This window comes from Roseovarius pacificus, assembly GCF_900142665.1.
In the GTDB taxonomy this organism is placed as follows: domain Bacteria; phylum Pseudomonadota; class Alphaproteobacteria; order Rhodobacterales; family Rhodobacteraceae; genus Roseovarius; species Roseovarius pacificus.
Window position 1 is genome coordinate 511,644 of the sequence record NZ_FRBR01000001.1, and the last position, 16,921, is coordinate 528,564.

Genomic DNA, 16,921 nt, shown 5'->3' on the forward strand with positions numbered 1-16,921 from the left:
TCTTCTTGCCCGAAATATCCCGGGGGAGTCCGGGAAAATCCCCGATTTTTCCGGACGGGGGCAGCGCCCCCGAGACCCGGTTCAGATATGGATCACCCGGTCATAGGCGTCCAGCACCGATTCATGCATCATTTCGCTCAGCGTCGGGTGCGGGAACACAGCCTGCATCAGGTCTTCCTCGGTGGTCTCCAGCTGGCGGCCCACCACATAACCCTGGATCAGCTCGGTCACTTCCGCGCCGATCATATGCGCGCCCAGCAACTCGCCGGTCTTCTCGTCGAACACCGTCTTGATCATGCCCTCTGGCTCGCCAAGCGCTATCGCCTTGCCGTTGCCGATGAACGGGAATCGCCCCACCCTGATCCTGTAACCGGCCTCTTTCGCCTGCGCCTCGGTCAGGCCGACGCTGGCCACCTGCGGCTGGCAATAGGTGCAGCCCGCGATGCTGTCGGGTTTGACCGGATGCACCGTCTGCCCGGCGATCATCTCGGCCACCATCACACCCTCGTGGCTCGCCTTGTGCGCCAGCCACGGCGCCCCGGCCACGTCACCGATGGCATAGAGCCCCTCGACACCGGTACGGCAGTATTCGTCGGTCACCACATGGGTGCGATCCACCTTGACGCCCAGATCCTCCAGGCCCAGCCCCTCGGTATTGCCGACGATCCCGACAGCGGAAATCACCGTGTCGAAATCGTGCTTTTCCACCTTGCTGCCCGCTTCGATATGGGCGGTTACCTTGCCCTTGGCGCGGTCCAACTGCTTGACCATGGCCTTTTCCATGATCTTCATGCCCTGTTTCTGGAAGGATTTCTTCGCCATGCCGGAAATCTCGGCATCTTCCACCGGCAGGATACGCTCCATCACCTCGACAACGGTCGTCTCGGCGCCGAGCGTGTTGTAGAAACTGGCGAATTCGATGCCGATGGCGCCCGATCCGATAACCAGCAGTTTCTTCGGCATATGCGGCGGCATCAGCGCGTGCTTGTAGGTCCAGACCTGTTCGCCATCGGCTTCCAGCCCCGGCAGTTCGCGGGCGCGCGCGCCGGTGGCCAGCACGATATGTTTCGCCTCCAGCTCCTCGGCCCCCTTGTCGGTCTTGACGCTGACCTTGCCTTTGGCGGGCAGGCTCGCTTCGCCCATGATGATCGTGACCTTGTTTTTCTTCAGCAGGTGCCCGACGCCCGAGTTCAACTGCTTGGCCACCCCGCGCGAGCGTTTGACCACCGCCTCCAGATCGTATCCGATCTTGTCGGCCTTCAGCCCGAACTCCCCGGCGCGGTGCATCAGGTGAAACACCTCCGAACTGCGCAACAGCGCCTTGGTCGGGATGCAGCCCCAGTTCAGGCAGATACCGCCCATATGTTCGCGCTCCACGACGGCCACGTTCAGGCCCAGTTGCGCCCCCCGGATCGCGGCGACATAGCCGCCGGGGCCCGCACCGATCACGATCAAATCAAAACTTTTCGCGGCCATGACCATCTCCGTTTTCAAATTTAGTTTGATATTAAACTATCTCCGCAACGATCACAACGCAGGCCGCACCCGGCCACGTCCGATCCCGGCTTGCAGGATGGCAAACCGTTGGCGCAGGGCAAGATTTTTTTGCATGTCACAGCAAAACACCGCCTGCCATGGGGCGCAGAGGCGCTGCCATGGGGCGCAGAGGCGGCGTTTTCAGGGTGGTCACACCCTCTTTCCCGGTAAAACGGCGGCCCCCAGGCTCAGGCCGCAGCCCTGGCCTGCAATTCGCGCAGCGTGGCGGCATAGCCCCCATCGGCAACATAGGCCCGCTCCGGCGAGGTCGATGCGCGCTCCAGCGCCTCGTTGCGATAGGGGAAACGGCCGAACTTGCGGATCACCTCGCGATGCGCACGGGCATGCAACAGGTTGCTTTCGCCGGTCTCGGGCATCCGCTGGCAGATCAGGCGCACGCAATGCTCCTGGTCGCACAGGTTCTCCGAATGCATCAGCGGCAGGTAAAAGAACTGGCGCGCGGGCTCGTCGATGCGCAGATCCCACTTGCGTTCGATCGCCGATTTGGCGGCGGCCAGTGAGGCGCGGTCGCTGGCAAAGGCACGCCCCTGCCCCCGGAACATGTTGCGCGGAAACTGGTCCATCAGGATGATATAGGCCAGCGTCCCGCTGGGATAGGTCAGCCACAGCGAATACGCGCCCTCGCAAGCCTTGCGCCAGGCCTCCTCGAACCGATCGCGAATTCTGGCATCCAGCTCTTCGGACACCTCGTACCAGCCCTTGGGGCCGACGTCATCCAACCAGAAACTCAATACGTCCTCGGGCGCGATCATCGGTTTTCCTCCCTGCCATGGGCGCACTGCACTGTTACAAAAATGTTAACTGAAGATTCGCGTTCAGGGACAGTCACTTATTGCTACAGTCACAACAATACCGTGACGTTAGCGCAATCAACTGCCCGTTTGCGTGCTTTCCTCGTCCTCCTGGGCGGTTTCGATGGCATATTCCTGCGCAAATTCCACCGCCACCGGCGTGGCCGAGGCGACAACCGGCGCATAGCTTTCGGTCTCGCCCACCGAAGGCGCGGCACGCTGCGTCATCCGATAGGCGGCATAGCCCGCCATCGCCAGCATCAGCACCGCGATGAACAGGAAAAAGCCCTGCGGCCCCACCACCTCCATGATCCAGCCGGTGATCAGCGGCCCGGCCACCGCCCCCAGCCCGTTGATGAACACCATGCCACCGGCGGCGGCGGCCATGTCGTCATGCTCCAGAAAATCGTTGGTATAGGCGATCAGCAGCGAATAGAGCGGGTTCGACATCCCCCCGATGGCGAAGGCCGACACCAGAAGCATCGGGTAAAAACCCCCCAGCAGAAACCCGAGCATCCCGCCCAGGCCACAGATCAGCGCCGCGGAAAAGATCAGGACGCGCCGGTCCATGCGGTCCGACAGCCAGCCGATGGGATATTGCAACAGCAGCGAGCCCACAAAGAACGCCGAAACAAAGGTCGAAATCTGCACCACGCTCAGCCCGGCCTCGGCGCCGAACACCGCGGCCATGCCGAACTGCGCCGAAAACACGCCTCCCAACAGGAACATGCCCACACAGCCCAGGGGCGAGGTTTCCAGAATTTCCCGCAATGTCATGGGCTTGGCCGTCCCAAAGGCCGGGGTCGGGCTGACCGACAGCAGGATCGGCGCAAACGACAAGGACACCAGAACCGACGGGATGATGAACAGGATGAATCCCCCCGGATCGCCCACCAGCATCATCGCCTGCGCGCTGACGATCCCGACCATCTGCACGATCATGTAAAGCGAAAGCGCCTGCCCGCGCGTCTCGTTGGTCGAGGAATTGTTCAGCCAGCTTTCGGCGGTCACGTACACGCCGGAAAAACAGAACCCGATCACGATGCGCCCCGCCCCCCATGCGATGGGGTGCGTCAGCGTCGGATACAGGATCATCACCGCCGAGATCATCGAGGCCAGTGCCGCGAACACCCGCACATGCCCCACCCGGCGGATCATCTCGGGCGCCATGCGCGATCCGAACAGGAAGCCGACGAAATAGCCCGCCATGACCAGCGACATGTGAAAGGTCGAAAACCCTTCCATCGCGCCGCGAATCCCCAGCAGCGTCCCCTGCATGCCATTGCCCACCTGCAACAGCATCATGCCCAGCAACAGCGCCCATGCGCCCGACAGCACCTGAATCATCGCGTTTTCCTTCCACAAGACGGCCCCGGCCTTATCCGGGGCTCCCTGATCGCGCGCCCGCCGTGCCAGCAAATCAGCCGGGGATCAACAGTGAAGCATCCCCATAGGAAAAGAAGCGGTAATCCCCGCGCACCGCATGATCGTAGATCGCCCTGATCCGCTCGGGGCCCATCAGGGCCGACACCAGCATCATAAGCGTCGATCTGGGCAGATGGAAATTGGTCATCAGCGCATCGGTGACGCGAAATTCGAATCCCGGATAGATGAAAATATCCGTCTCGCCCCGCCACGGGGCGATCTGCCCGGTGCCGCGCGCCGCGCTTTCGATCAGGCGCAAGGCCGTGGTGCCCACCGGGATCACCCGTCCGCCCGCGGCCTTCGTCGCGGCGATCTCGGCGGCGGCGGTCTCGCTGACCTCGCCCCATTCGGCATGCATCTTGTGGGTGGTCACATCCTCCACCTTCACCGGCAGAAACGTGCCCGCCCCCACATGCAGCGTCACGTGGCTGAACGCCACGCCCATCTCCCGCAATTCCGCCAGCAGCGCATCGTCGAAATGCAACGAGGCCGTCGGCGCGGCCACCGCGCCGGGGTTGCGCGCCCAGACAGTCTGATAATCGGTCTTGTCCTGCTCGTCCGCCGCGCGCCGCGCCGCGATATAGGGCGGCAGCGGCATCGCCCCCGCCTCTGCCAATGCCGCGTCGAACGCCGCGCCCTCAAGGTTGAAGCGCAGCCGCGCCTGCCCGTCTTCCCTGGCCAGCAGTTCGGCCTCCAGCCCGGCGGCAAACTCCACCACCTCGCCCTCGCGCAGCTTTTTCAGCGGCTTGACCATCGCCGTCCACGTGCCGTCGCCCCCCGGCTCCAGCAGCGTGACCTCGATCTTCGCGCGGGTCTCGCCCTCGGGGCCGAGCCGACGGCGCGCCCCGCTCAGCCGCGCGGGGATGACGGCGGTATCGTTCAGAATCAGCCGGTCGCCGGGGCGCAGCCACTGCCCCAGATCGCGCACCACCGCATCGGTGATCGCATCCCCCTCGGCCACCAGCAGGCGCGCCGATGTGCGGGGCCGCGCGGGCCGCGTCGCGATCAGCGCCTCGGGCAGGTCGAAATCAAAATCGCTCAGCTTCACCGGTCGTTCTCCCGCAACGCGGGGCTTCCGGGGCCGTCCTCGCCCGGCGGCGGGCGGCGGAACAACTGCCGGAACACGCCCGGTGTCAGCACCGACAGCGGATTCACGTCGACATCGGGGTTTGCGGCGGTTCCGCGCAGGGTATAATTCATGCCAACCAATCCCTCGCCCCGCCGGGTGAACAGCCCGCCCATCCCGTTCAGCATGAAGAACGGCGACACGACGCCCTGCATATCCATGCGTCCGCTGTTCAGGTCGTAATATCCGTCCATCGAAATCCCCATCGACGCGCCCACCGCGCTGCCCGACAAAAGCGTCAGGTGATCCGGTGTCAACTTGAAACGCGCGATCACCTCGCTGAAATGGATGCCCTCACCCGACAACTGCTCCAACAGGCCGATCACGCTGATCGTGTTCAGCAGTTCGGCCATCGCGGGGGCATCCTTCAGCCGCACGTTGCGCACGGTCAACTGCCCGTCATAGACCCCGGTTTCGCCCGTCGGCACCAGCGCCAGGTCCATGCGCCCGTCACGCGCCTGTTTCAGCAATCCGGCCGCCGCCATGACGCCCCCGGCATCCCCGGACAGGATGCGAATCGCGCTGTCCCCCGCCTTGGGCAAAATCGCGCCCTGCACCGCCGGGCCGCCATTGACCCTGCCGGTAAAGCTGCCGCTGGTGCCCTTGCTCATATCGAAATCCGCGCGGAACCCGGTCAGGGCGATCCCGTCTGAAATCTGCAACCGATCCAGCACCAGCGAGACCGGCCCCGCCCTCTGCGCGGGATCAGAGGAGGAACCGCCCCCGCCGCCACCCGCCCGCGGGCCGAAACTGCTTTTCCGCAAATCCAGCGTGCCGCCGCTGACCAGAACCTGCGGCACGCGCGCCGCGCCCCGCCCCACCAGTTCGACCGGCGCGCTGAACCACTCTTGCAGCCGCACGCGGTTGAATCGGGCGCGCTCCAGCGTGCCATCGGCATTCAGCACCACGTCGCCCTGCGCCTGCAACCCGCCCGCATCCAGTGCGATCCGGTCGATCTGCGGCGGCTGGCCCAACTGCCCGGTCACCTCCAGATTGCCGCGTGCACCCTGCGCGAAATTCCAGCCAAGCGCAGGCAGCGCCAGCCCCACGCCCGCAAGGTCCGAACGCAGCTCGAACGCCCCCGGCGCTCCCCGCTGCAATGTTATGTCGAGATCCGCCCGCCCCGCTCCGCTCAGACTGCCGGGCGGCAGGCCGATGCCGAATTCGTCGGCAAAGCGTTCCGACAATTCGATGTCCCCGGTCAGGTGACTTTCCCCGCCGCCCTCCGGCCCCAGAGCACTGCTCCACAGCGCCGTCACCGGCACCCGGCCGATCCGGCCCTCGCCTTCGATGCTCAGCCCGTCATTGGCGGCCCTCAGCGTCAGCTCCGGCGCGGCCAGCACCCGCCCCTCGACCAGCGTTTCACTGCGCACGTCGCGCAACGTCCCGGCCACGTCAAAGGCCACCTCGTCGGGCTGCAAATCGGGCTTGAGCAGGAAATCCAGCCGCCCCGCCACCTGCGCCCGCCCATCGGCCAGCGTAACCGGCATGCCCGCCTTGGTCATGAAGCGGAACGGCTCTTCGTCCAGCAAGGACAGCGCGGCGGTGATCGTGCTGTCCGTCCTGATCCGCGCTTGCGCCGGACCGCGCTTGATATGCACGTCGGGGATGATGAAACTGGTGCCCGCAATGTCGATCCGCCCGCCCTGCGCGGCACCGATATGCCCCTGATCGGCGGTGATCGCGAAGCGGTCGGCAAACAATGACGCATGCCCCGACGCCCCGACGATATGCGGCACCTCCTTGATGAACCGGGTTTCCAGCCCCTCGTAATCGAACCCCAGAAACAGGTCCGGGCGCTGTCCCGGCTCGATCCGCAGGGCGAATTGCGCATTGCTCACCGACGCGCGGCGCACGTTTTTACCGACCCATTCGCGCGCCTTCGGGGCCACGTCGCGCAGCGGCCACAATTCCAGCAACCGCTCCAGCCCCAGATGATCGCGCCATCCGTCCAGCGCCACGCGCCAGCCCTCGGGCCCGGCCGACAACTCGCCCTCGAACAGCAGCCGCTCCTCGCCATCGCTCAGCGCAAGCTGCCCGATACTCAACTGAAACGGATTCATCCGCAGCCGCAGATCCATCATCGCCGCGTCCAGTGAAACCGGCTGCGCAAAATACCGCTCCGGGCTGGCGGTCAGGTCCGACACCCTGAACTGGCCCAGCAATTCCCTTGGCCAGCCCTCCTCCATCCCCACCAGATGGGCCTGCCCGTTGATCCGCGCCTTGACCCACTGGCTGTCCACCGTCACCTCGTCGAAACGCAACAGCTGTTGCGCGGGATCGTAGGTGAAATAGGTCCGCGCCTCGCTGAAGGCCACGGGCCTGGCCCCGGCATGGGGCTGAACCGCCCCGGCCCCGATATCCAGTGTGGCCGACAGCCGCGACAGCGCCCCGCTGTCGTTCACCGAGGCCCGCACCGATCCCGAAATCGGCGCATCCAGCGCCGCCAGCCAGCTCAGCGCCGGGTTCTGCCCGGCAATGTCGCGCGCCGGCATATCCTCGAAACTGACGCCAAGTTCACCCGCGACATGGCCGATCCGCCCCTGGTAATTCATCTCCAGGGTCGTGGCATAGGCGCGCGCGCCCAACAGGGCGAACCCCCCGCGCAGGGTCAGGTCCTCCCCGTCGCGCGTCAGGGTCACGCGCCCGCCATCCACGCTCCAGGCCCGCCCGGCGCGGGCATCTTCGTAGCGCAGGCTCAGATTGTCGGCATCGACAATCCTCAACTCGGCGAAATGCGGGCGCTGCAACAGATCGTCCATATGCCCGACCAGCGCGGCCATGTTCGGCGCGCGTTCGACGGTCGGGGCGGCCTCGCCCACGGTCAGCCCCACCGCCCCGTCGGTGGATCGGCGCAGCGTCAGGCGCGCCCCCGACAGGGCGATTTCGGCGGGTTGCAGCTTGCCCTGCAACAATGGCCCAAGCGCCACCCGGCTGCGCGCATTCGACAGGCTGGCCAGCGTCACGCCGCTCGCATCGCGCAGTTCGACGCCCCGCAGGCTCAGGCGCGGCACCCAGTCGCTGTCCATCAGAATGGCCATGTCGGCAAAGTGCAACGACATCCCGTCCATATCCCGGTTGATCTTGTCCGTGATCCGGCTGCGCAGCCAGTCCGGCGCGGCGATCTCGCGGCCCACCGCGAAATTCAACGTCAGCCCGGTCGCCAGCATCACCACCAGCAGCACGCCAAGCAGCCACGGACGGGCCCGCCGGGCCCGGCTCTTGCGCTCGGTTCTGTTCAAGGGGTCGTCCATCTGTTTCAGAAATCCAGGCTGTGTCGCCTGCTGCCTGCTTGTTGCCTTTTCTCCGGCGCGTCCTGCTCTAATATGACGGGGACGGCAACGCATAACAAGGAGAGCCCATGCCCGACACCGGCCAGACCGCCCCCGATTTCACGCTGCCCCGCGACGGCGGCGACCAGATCACCCTGTCCGCGCTGCGCCCCGCGCCCGTGGTCCTGTTCTTTTATCCCCGTGACGACACGTCCGGCTGCACCAGGGAGGCCATCGCCTTTACCGCCCTGCAAGGAGAATTCGAGGCCGCCGGGGCCCATATCCTGGGGATTTCCAAGGATACCGTCGCCAGGCACGACAAGTTCCGCGACAAGCACGATCTCGGGGTGCCGCTGTTGTCGGACGCCGAGGCCGACATTTGCGAACAATACGGCGTCTGGAAGGAAAAGAGCATGTACGGCAAGAAATTCTGGGGAATCGAACGCTCGACCTTCCTGATCGACGGGTCCGGCCAGATCGCCCGCGTCTGGCGCAAGGTCAAGGTGCCCGGCCACGCCGAAGAGGTTCTTCAGGCGGTGAACGCCCTGTGACCGGGACAACGCTGACGCAAATGGCGGTGGAGGTTCTGACCACCGCCGACGGGCGCGAGAAAACCGCGCTGTCGCGCCGCCATGCCGCCGCGTGGTTCGCGGCGCGCGAGGCTGGCCATGACATCCCTGTCGGCACGGCCACCCCGCCCTTGCGCCCCGCCCGGCCCGAGCGCCCCGAATTGCTCGATCCGCGCGACGTACCGCGCCGCCGCCCCGGCAGCCCGCAGGGACGGCTGGCGATCCTGCACGCCGTCGCGCATATCGAACTCAACGCCGTCGATCTGCACTGGGACATCATCGCGCGTTTCGGCCATGTCCCCATGCCCATCGGCTTCCATGACGACTGGGTGAAATCCGCCGATGAAGAATCCAAGCATTTCAACCTGATATGCGACTGTCTTGAAGCGAACGGCAGCCATTACGGCGCCCTGCCGGCCCATGCCGGCATGTGGCGCGCCGCCGAGGACACCGCCCAGGACCTGATGGGCCGCCTGGCCGTGGTGCCGATGGTGCTCGAAGCCCGCGGGCTCGACGTCACCCCCGGCATGATCGGGATTTTCGACAAGGCGGGCGACACCCGCGCGGTCGAGGCGATGAAGGTGATCTACGCCGAAGAGGTCCACCATGTCGCCTATGGCTCCAAATGGTTCCACTTCCTGTGCGGCCGTCACGATCTGGACCCCAAAGAGGTGTTTCACGATCTGGTCCGGCGCTATTTCCACGGCCCGCTGAAACCGCCCTTCAACGAGGAAAAGCGCGCCGAGGCCGGATTGCCCCCGGATTTCTACTGGCCCCTGGCCGATGGGCCAGCCGCAGAAAGCTAGTCAATCCCTTGCGGATCGGCGGTTTTTCGCCGGGACAGCGACATTTGGCCCAAATCCGCGAATCAGCCGGGCAAAAACCTTGCTCTAACGTAAAGCACTCGGTAATCCATCCGGCGAAGGCGCGTGGTCACAGAAGATGACCAATCACTCAGAACAGCGCCGCGCGTGAGAAGGGTTGAATAGGGACTGGGAACTTGCGGACACGAATGGCGATCAGGGTACACACCCTGCTTGAGAGATATTTCCCCGAACGCCGGGTTTTCCTGAAATCCGATACCGACACCCGCTTCATCCGGCTCCGGCCTCTTCCGCAACTTCTGGCCTCCCTCGGCGCATCCGCCATCGTCGCCTGGGCGATCATCGCCACCGCCGTCCTGATGATGGACAGCATCGGGTCTGGCAATTTCCGCGAACAGGCCAAGCGCGATCAGCGCACCTATGAAAACCGCCTGAACGCGCTGGCCTCCGAACGCGACATGCGCGCCTCCGAGGCGCTGGCCGCACAGGATCGCTTCAACTCGGCGCTGGAACAGATTTCGGTCATGCAGTCCGAGCTTCTGGCCTCCGAAACCCGCCGCCGCGAACTGGAAACCGGGATCGACGTGATCCAGAAAACCCTGCGCCGGACGATGAAGGAACGTGAAACCGCCCGGCAGGAAGCCGAACAACTGGCCCTCGTACTCGAAGATCAGGGCGCAACCCCCGGCGATCAGGACGAAACCGCCGCCGACGGCACGCTCGATTTCCTCGCCGCCGCCCTGGCCGACACCGCCACCGAGCGCGACATGGTCACCGAAAACGCGCAGACCGCCCTGCTGCAAGCCGATGAAATGGCCGCGCAGATCAGGTTCCTCGAAGACCGCAACGATCAGATCTTCCGCCAGCTCGAAGAGGCGATGACCATCTCGGTCGAACCGCTGGACAAGATGTTCCGCGCCGCGGGCCTCAACACCGACAGCCTGCTCGACACCGTGCGCCGGGGCTATTCCGGCCAGGGCGGGCCGCTCGTGCCGCTCAGTTTCTCGACACGCGGCGAAGACCCCTCGCCCGACGCCATGCGCGCCAACCGCATCCTCAACCAGATGGACCGGCTGAACCTCTATCGCATCGCCGCGCAAAAGGCGCCCTTCTCGATTCCGCTCAAGGATTCGTTCCGCTACACCTCGGGCTACGGCATGCGGTGGGGCCGGATGCACAACGGCACCGATTTCGCCGCCCCGCACGGCACCCCGATCTATGCCACCGCCGACGGCGTCGTGACGCATGCGGGCTGGCTTTCGGGTTATGGCCGGCTGGTGAAAATCCAGCATGAATTCGGTATTGAAACGCGCTATGCTCACAATTCACAGATCTTCGTGAAAAAAGGGCAAAGAGTTTCCCGCGGGCAGAAGATTTCTGCTATGGGCAATACTGGACGTTCCACGGGCACGCATCTACACTATGAGGTCCGTGTCGGCGGCAAGCCCGTCAACCCCATGATCTATATCAAGGCTGCTAAAGATGTTTTCTAAGAGCAAAATCAACGAACCCGGCCCCAAGGCTGACGACAGCGCCCGCAAAGCACCCGGCGCCGAAGCCGCGCAGGCCGCACGCCCCGAAAGCGCCGGCACCGAATTCAAGGCATCGGCTCCCAAGGCCAAGCCCCCCGCATCGGTCCTCTCCTCGGACCTGCATGTGACCGGCAACCTCAAGACCACCGGCGACATCCAGGTCGAAGGCACGGTCGAGGGCGATATCCGCGCACACCTGCTGACGGTCGGCGAAACCGCCACCGTCAAAGGCGAAGTGATCGCCGATGACGTGGTGATCAACGGCCGCATCGTCGGCCGTGTGCGTGGCCTCAAGGTCCGCCTGACCTCGACCGCCCGCGTCGAAGGCGACATCATCCACAAGACCATCGCCATCGAGTCCGGCGCCCATTTCGAAGGCTCGGTACAGCGTCAGGACGATCCGCTCAACGCCAACAAGCCCGGCCAGAAGCCCGCCCAGGGTCAGGCGCAGGCGCAACCGAGGCCCGCAGGCGAAGCCGCCAAAGGCTGACGCCCGCCGCGATACGCGCATCAAAGGCGCCCTGCCCCGGCAGCGGCGCCTTTTTCATGTCCACTTGCCCCTTGCGCCGCCCCGCCGCAACCCGCATTCTGCCGCCCATGAGCCAGCCCACCTGGGGCCTTGTCGCCACGATCAAGGCCGAGACCACCGATATCCTGAACTTCGCCGCGCACCATCTCGATCTGGGCGCGCACCGCCTGCATATCTATCTGGATGCCGACAATCCCAGGGCCTTCGCCGCGCTCAAGGCGCATCCCAAATGCCGCGTCACCCTGTGCGACGACGGCTACTGGAAACGCCGGGGCAAACGCCCCGAGGCGCATCAGCCCCGGCAATCTATGAACGCCACCCATTGCCTCAACAAACGCCCGCAGGTCGATTGGCTGGCCCATATCGACGTGGACGAGTTCCTCTGGCCCGCGCCCGCCACGCCCCTGCCCGATCAGCTCGCCGCCCTGCCTCCCGGCACCCGCAGCGCCCGCATCCGCCCGGTCGAGGCCATGGCCCCCGATCCCGCCGATCCCCCCGCGCCGGGGCATGCATGGTTCAAGGGCTGCTCCCGCTATCAGGGCGAACGCCGCGACCAGACGGCACAGATCTACCCCACCTACGGCCCGCACCTGCATGGCGGATTTCTCAGCCATGTGGCGGGCAAGGTGTTCATCCGCACCGGCCAGCCCGACGCCGCCCTGCGAATCCACAACGCCTTTTTCGACGGCGCCAGGGATTCGGACCCAGCCACCCTGACCGATACGCTCCTGTGTCATCTGCACGCGCCCGACTGGAACCGCTGGCGCGCCGCCTACCGGTTCCGGCTGGAACAGGGATCGTATCGCGACGGGCTGAAACCGCCGTCCTCGCCCACCGGCGATGGGCTCAGCATGAACGCCCTCTTCACCCTGCTCGAATCCGATAACGGCGAAGCGGCGCTCGAATCCTTCTTCACCGAGGTCTGCACCGCCACGCCGGACCTGCGCGACCGGCTGGCCCGGTTCGGTCATCTGCACGACATCGCGCTCGATCTCGATGCCAAACGCGCCCGTCATTTCCCGAAATACGTCTGAACTGTTGCCTTTTTCGCAACAATACCTACATCCTGCGCAGGATCGTATCCTTGATCCGAGGTCGCATTGACCCACCCCCCCGCTTTCCGGTAAACGCAGAGTCAAGGGTCACAGATGTGACAAACCACAGGGCCACACGGGCCCGACCCTGAACAGACGTGCGGGCCAGGAAAGTGTCCGCAAACTACGGACACACATGACAAAATTTTCCGATCTGAACCTGAACCCCAAGGTCCTCAAAGCCATTGAAGAAGCCGGTTACGAAGAACCGACACCCATTCAGGCCGGCGCGATTCCCCCGGCCCTCGAAGGGCGCGACGTTCTGGGCATCGCCCAGACCGGCACCGGCAAGACCGCCAGTTTCACCCTGCCCATGCTGTCGCTTCTGGCCCGTGGCCGCGCCCGCGCCCGGATGCCGCGCAGCCTCGTGCTCTGCCCCACGCGGGAACTGGCCGCACAGGTGGCCGAGAATTTCGATACCTATTCCAAACACCTGAAACTGACCAAGGCGCTGTTGATCGGCGGGGTCAGCTTCAAGGAACAGGACAAGCTGATCGACAAGGGCGTCGATGTGCTGATCGCCACACCGGGCCGCCTGCTGGATCATTTCGAACGCGGCAAGCTCTTGCTGACCGGCGTGCAGATCATGGTGGTGGACGAAGCCGACCGCATGCTCGACATGGGCTTCATCCCCGACATCGAACGCATCTTCAGCCTCACGCCCTTCACCCGGCAGACTTTCTTCTTCTCGGCCACCATGGCGCCCGAGATCGAACGCATCACCAACACCTTCCTGCAAGCGCCCGAACGCATCGAAGTGGCCCGTCAGGCCACCGCCAGCGAAACCATCGAACAGGGCGTGGTGATGTTCAAACCCTCGCGCCGGGATCGCGCCGACAGCGAAAAGCGCAAGGTGCTGCGCGCCCTGATCGACGCCGAGGGCGACAAATGCACCAACGCCATCGTCTTCTGCAACCGCAAGGTCGATGTCGATATCTGCGCCAAGTCGCTCAGGAAATACGGCTATGACGCCGCCCCGATCCACGGTGATCTCGACCAGTCGCAGCGCACCAGAACGCTCGATTCCTTCCGCAACGGCGAGTTGAAGATTCTCGTCGCCTCGGACGTGGCCGCACGCGGGCTCGATGTGCCCTCGGTCAGCCATGTGTTCAACTACGACGTTCCCGGCCATGCCGAGGATTACGTTCACCGTATCGGCCGCACCGGCCGCGCCGGACGTGACGGCAAGGCGATGATGATCTGTGCGCCCCGTGACGAAAAGAACCTCGAAGACATCGAGCGCCTGATCCAGAAAGAGGTGCCGCGCCTCGACAATCCGGTCAAAGGGGCCGCGCCCCAACCCGACACCACGGACGAGGCCAGGGGCGACGACAAACCGCCGCGCAAAACGCGCAGCCGCCGGAAACCCAAAACCGACGAGGCCGCGGCCCAGACGGTCGAAGCGACAGACAACAACGCCCCGGCGGCCCCCGACACCAAACCCGCAGAGGACAATTCGTCCTCCAAACCGCGCCCGCGCCGGAGCAGCGGCGGTCGCGGCAGGTCGGACGCTGGCGGCAAGCCGGTCGTCGGGATGGGCGATCACATGCCCAGCTTCATCGCCCTCAGTTTCGACGAACGCCGCACCGGCTGAGCCTGCGCACCGCACCTCACCCCAAGCGCATCACGATTAAAAAAACCAGCCGCAAAAACGGCTGGTTTTTTGTTTTGCGTCCATGATGGATGCACGTTTCGCGATGAGGGCCGAGTTTCGTACAAAACCCGCGTACACTTCGTACGTTTTGTACGAAACTACGCGCTCAACCGGCTGATGATCACCGTCACCTCGGGGCGCTTGCCAATCTCGGTCTGCGCCGACTGCCGCGTGATCTTGCGCAGCCCCTCTTCCAGCTTCTCATCGTCGGTCATGGTCTTGCGCCCGGCCCGGCCCATGAACTGGCTCAGGTCTTCCTCCAGCACATCCACCAGCGGCGCGCGGCTGCGCCCTTCTTCCGGTAAGCCTTTGATTTCACACCAGGGTTCGCCAAGCGGCTCGTCATCCTCGTCAAGAATGACATTGACCATCACATGCCCGTTCAGCGCCATGCGAATGCGGTCGCGCACGATCCCGTCCAGCGCCCCGATCTTGATACTGCCATCCAGATAGACGCGCCCGGTCTCGACATAATCGCAGATCTCGGCCCGCTTGCCCGTCAGGTCCACCATCGTCCCGTTCACCGCCAATATCCCCTGACGCCGTTTTTCCTTGGCCAGTTTGACATGCTCACGCAAGTGACGGTGTTCGCCATGCATCGGAACCACAACATCTGGTTGCAACAGATCCTGCAACGCCTCCAAATCGGGGCGGTTGGCATGGCCGGACACGTGGTACTTCCCATCGGAATCGTCCACCACATCGACGCCCATCTCACTGAATTGATTGATAATTCTGATGACGCCACGTTCGTTTCCAGGGATCGTTTTCGAGGAAAACAGGAACGTATCCCCCTCTTTCAACGTGATCCCCTGATACTTGCCCTGCGCCAGTTGCGCACTCGCCGCGCGCCGCTCACCCTGACTGCCAGTGACGATCAGCATCACGTTCTCGCGCGGAATTTCCTTTACTTCCTCGGGGCTTATGGTCTTCGGAAAACTGGTCAGAACGCCGGTTTCGACGGCGGCCTCGATCATCCGCCGCATCGCCCGCCCCAGCAGACAGACCGAACGCCCGGCCCTGTCCGCCGCCTCGGCCAGCGTCCTGACCCGCGCCACGTTGCTGGCAAAGGTCGTCGCCACCACCATCCCCTTCGCGCCTGCAACCAACGCCTCGATATCCGGCCCAAGGGTACTTTCAGAACGCCCTTCATGTGCATTGAAAACATTGGTAGAATCGCACATCAGCGCCTTGACGCCCGACTCGGCCAGACTGCCCCACAGCTCGGGATCGAACGCCTCTCCGACCACCGGGTTCGCGTCGATCTTGAAATCCCCCGAATGCACCACACGGCCCGCAGGCGTGTCGATCACCAACCCGGAACTCTCTGGAATCGAATGGGAAATCGGTATGAACCCCACGCTGAACGGCCCCGCCTGCGTCACCTCGGGCCAGGCCGAAACCGTGCGCACGGATTTTTCGGAATAGCCGAACTCCTCCATCTTGCGCCTTGCTATATTGGCCGTAAACGCCCGCGCATAAACCGGCGCACCGAGATCTTCGTAAAACTGCGCCACCGCGCCGACATGATCTTCATGGGCATGGGTGATGAACACCGCCTCCAACTGGTCGCGCCGCTCGGCCAGCCATGTCATGTCGGGAAAAATAAGGTCGACACCGGGGCTTGTGTCCATATCGGAAAAGGCCACCCCCAGATCGACAAGGATCAACCGTTCCTGCCCCGGTTTGCCATATCCGTAGACATAGGCATTCATGCCGATTTCGCCCGCCCCACCGAGGGGCAGGTAGATCAGTCTGTCACTGCTCATATAGTCTCTGCTTTCTTGTTATAGTCGTGAATCACGGTCAGGCCGTGCATCGTCAGGTCGTCTTCGATGAAATCGAACAGCATCTCGCCCTGCGCAAACAGCGGTGCCAGCCCACCGGTGCCGATGATGCGCATCGGCTTCTCATATTCGGCGCGGATACGGTCGCAAATTCCGTTCACAAGGCCCACATAGCCCCAGAACACACCTGATTGCATGCAATCGACGGTGTTGGTGCCGATCACCTTTTGCGGTTTGGTCACATCCACATGCGGCAGCGCCGCCGCCGCCATGTGCAAGGCTTCAAGGCTCAGGTTCACTCCCGGCGCAATCACCCCGCCCACATAGGCCCCGTCATGCGCCACGACGTCAAAGGTCGTTGCGGTGCCGAAATCCACAACGATCAGATCCCCGCCATGCCGGTCGAACGCCCCGGCCGAGTTCACCAAACGGTCAGGCCCCACCTGCGTGCCCGGATCGACGCGCGGCGCATGCGGCAACCGGCATTCCGGTTTGCCCACCACCACCGGACGGCACCCAAAGAACCGGTCGGCGAAAACCCTGAGGTTGAACACCACCCTTGGCACAGTGGACGAAATGATCACATCCGTGATGTCCGCGTCGATCCCGTAATGTTTCACCAATGTGGAATACCATGTGAAATAGGCATCCGCAGTGCGTGCATGATGGGTCGAGGTGCGCAAGGTGCACAGAAATTTCTCTCCGTCCCAGATCGAAAAAACAGTGTTCGTGTTGCCGCAATCGATGGCCAGAAGCATGGC

Annotated in this window: 13 protein-coding genes; 6 read left to right on the forward strand and 7 right to left on the reverse strand. The window is 64.1% G+C overall.

Going from position 1 to position 16,921, the window contains the following annotated elements; genetic code table 11:
* Positions 1-81: 81 nt before the first annotated feature.
* The 5 genes from lpdA to BUB53_RS02490 all read right to left on the reverse strand — a co-directional run bounded on the left by lpdA (position 82) and on the right by BUB53_RS02490 (position 8,141).
* Entirely contained in the window at positions 82-1,476 is a 1,395-nt protein-coding gene (gene lpdA, locus BUB53_RS02470; RefSeq protein ID WP_073033682.1) for a dihydrolipoyl dehydrogenase, read from the reverse strand.
* 248 nt (positions 1,477-1,724) lie between these two features.
* Positions 1,725-2,309, reverse strand: coding sequence for a DUF924 family protein (locus BUB53_RS02475; RefSeq protein ID WP_073032306.1), 585 nt, complete (start codon positions 2,307-2,309; stop codon positions 1,725-1,727).
* 117 nt (positions 2,310-2,426) lie between these two features.
* Positions 2,427-3,695, reverse strand: coding sequence for an MFS transporter (locus tag BUB53_RS02480; RefSeq protein WP_073032308.1), 1,269 nt, complete (start codon positions 3,693-3,695; stop codon positions 2,427-2,429).
* Positions 3,696-3,768: 73 nt separating this feature from the next.
* On the reverse strand, positions 3,769-4,821 hold the full coding sequence (gene queA / locus BUB53_RS02485) for a tRNA preQ1(34) S-adenosylmethionine ribosyltransferase-isomerase QueA (protein WP_073032311.1): 1,053 nt from the start codon (positions 4,819-4,821) through the stop codon (positions 3,769-3,771).
* On the reverse strand, positions 4,818-8,141 hold the full coding sequence (locus BUB53_RS02490; RefSeq protein WP_229709456.1) for a YhdP family protein: 3,324 nt from the start codon (positions 8,139-8,141) through the stop codon (positions 4,818-4,820). The genes queA and BUB53_RS02490 overlap by 4 nt, the downstream gene beginning before the upstream one ends.
* Positions 8,142-8,260: 119 nt before the next feature.
* Here BUB53_RS02490 and BUB53_RS02495 point away from each other — a divergent pair, with 119 nt between their 5' ends.
* The 6 genes from BUB53_RS02495 (at position 8,261) to BUB53_RS02520 (ending at position 14,313) form a co-directional block, all read left to right on the forward strand.
* Positions 8,261-8,722: a peroxiredoxin gene (locus BUB53_RS02495; protein WP_073032315.1), complete on the forward strand. Its 462-nt coding sequence runs from the start codon at positions 8,261-8,263 to the stop codon at positions 8,720-8,722.
* Between the two features lie 20 nt (positions 8,723-8,742).
* Positions 8,743-9,546: a ferritin-like domain-containing protein gene (locus tag BUB53_RS02500; protein ID WP_073032317.1), complete on the forward strand. Its 804-nt coding sequence runs from the start codon at positions 8,743-8,745 to the stop codon at positions 9,544-9,546.
* Between the two features lie 194 nt (positions 9,547-9,740).
* Positions 9,741-11,057 carry a M23 family metallopeptidase gene (locus tag BUB53_RS02505; RefSeq protein ID WP_188744967.1) on the forward strand — a complete coding sequence of 439 codons (1,317 nt, stop codon included), beginning with the start codon at positions 9,741-9,743 and terminating at the stop codon, positions 11,055-11,057.
* Positions 11,047-11,586, forward strand: coding sequence for a bactofilin family protein (locus BUB53_RS02510; protein WP_073032319.1), 540 nt, complete (start codon positions 11,047-11,049; stop codon positions 11,584-11,586). Before BUB53_RS02505 ends, BUB53_RS02510 begins: the two co-directional genes overlap by 11 nt.
* Before the next feature lie 56 nt (positions 11,587-11,642).
* Positions 11,643-12,659, forward strand: a complete 1,017-nt coding sequence (locus BUB53_RS02515; RefSeq protein ID WP_229709455.1) for a glycosyltransferase family 2 protein — start codon at positions 11,643-11,645, stop codon at positions 12,657-12,659.
* A 196-nt stretch (positions 12,660-12,855) separates the two neighbouring features.
* Positions 12,856-14,313: a DEAD/DEAH box helicase gene (locus tag BUB53_RS02520; protein ID WP_073032321.1), complete on the forward strand. Its 1,458-nt coding sequence runs from the start codon at positions 12,856-12,858 to the stop codon at positions 14,311-14,313.
* 158 nt (positions 14,314-14,471) lie between these two features.
* Here BUB53_RS02520 and BUB53_RS02525 read toward each other — a convergent pair whose 3' ends face one another.
* Both BUB53_RS02525 and BUB53_RS02530 read right to left on the reverse strand, forming a co-directional pair.
* The gene (locus BUB53_RS02525) at positions 14,472-16,142 is read right to left on the reverse strand and encodes a ribonuclease J (protein ID WP_073032323.1); all 1,671 of its coding nucleotides are present in this window, start codon (positions 16,140-16,142) and stop codon (positions 14,472-14,474) included.
* Positions 16,139-16,918, reverse strand: coding sequence for a type III pantothenate kinase (locus BUB53_RS02530; RefSeq protein ID WP_073032325.1), 780 nt, complete (start codon positions 16,916-16,918; stop codon positions 16,139-16,141). Before BUB53_RS02530 ends, BUB53_RS02525 begins: the two co-directional genes overlap by 4 nt.
* Positions 16,919-16,921: the final 3 nt, after the last annotated feature.

Excerpts from the sequence above, each read along its gene's own strand:
- BUB53_RS02500 (WP_073032317.1), top strand. The coding sequence starts at position 8,743 with ATGGCGGTGGAGGTTCTGACCACCGCCGACGGGCGCGAGAAAACCGCG.
- BUB53_RS02475 (WP_073032306.1), bottom strand. The coding sequence starts at position 2,309 with ATGATCGCGCCCGAGGACGTATTGAGTTTCTGGTTGGATGACGTCGGC.
- BUB53_RS02495 (WP_073032315.1), top strand. The coding sequence starts at position 8,261 with ATGCCCGACACCGGCCAGACCGCCCCCGATTTCACGCTGCCCCGCGAC.
- BUB53_RS02525 (WP_073032323.1), bottom strand. The coding sequence starts at position 16,142 with ATGAGCAGTGACAGACTGATCTACCTGCCCCTCGGTGGGGCGGGCGAA.
- BUB53_RS02515 (WP_229709455.1), top strand. The coding sequence starts at position 11,643 with ATGTCCACTTGCCCCTTGCGCCGCCCCGCCGCAACCCGCATTCTGCCG.
- BUB53_RS02510 (WP_073032319.1), top strand. The coding sequence starts at position 11,047 with ATGTTTTCTAAGAGCAAAATCAACGAACCCGGCCCCAAGGCTGACGAC.
- BUB53_RS02480 (WP_073032308.1), bottom strand. The coding sequence starts at position 3,695 with ATGATTCAGGTGCTGTCGGGCGCATGGGCGCTGTTGCTGGGCATGATG.
- BUB53_RS02520 (WP_073032321.1), top strand. The coding sequence starts at position 12,856 with ATGACAAAATTTTCCGATCTGAACCTGAACCCCAAGGTCCTCAAAGCC.
- lpdA (WP_073033682.1), bottom strand. The coding sequence starts at position 1,476 with ATGGCCGCGAAAAGTTTTGATTTGATCGTGATCGGTGCGGGCCCCGGC.
- BUB53_RS02530 (WP_073032325.1), bottom strand. The coding sequence starts at position 16,918 with ATGCTTCTGGCCATCGATTGCGGCAACACGAACACTGTTTTTTCGATC.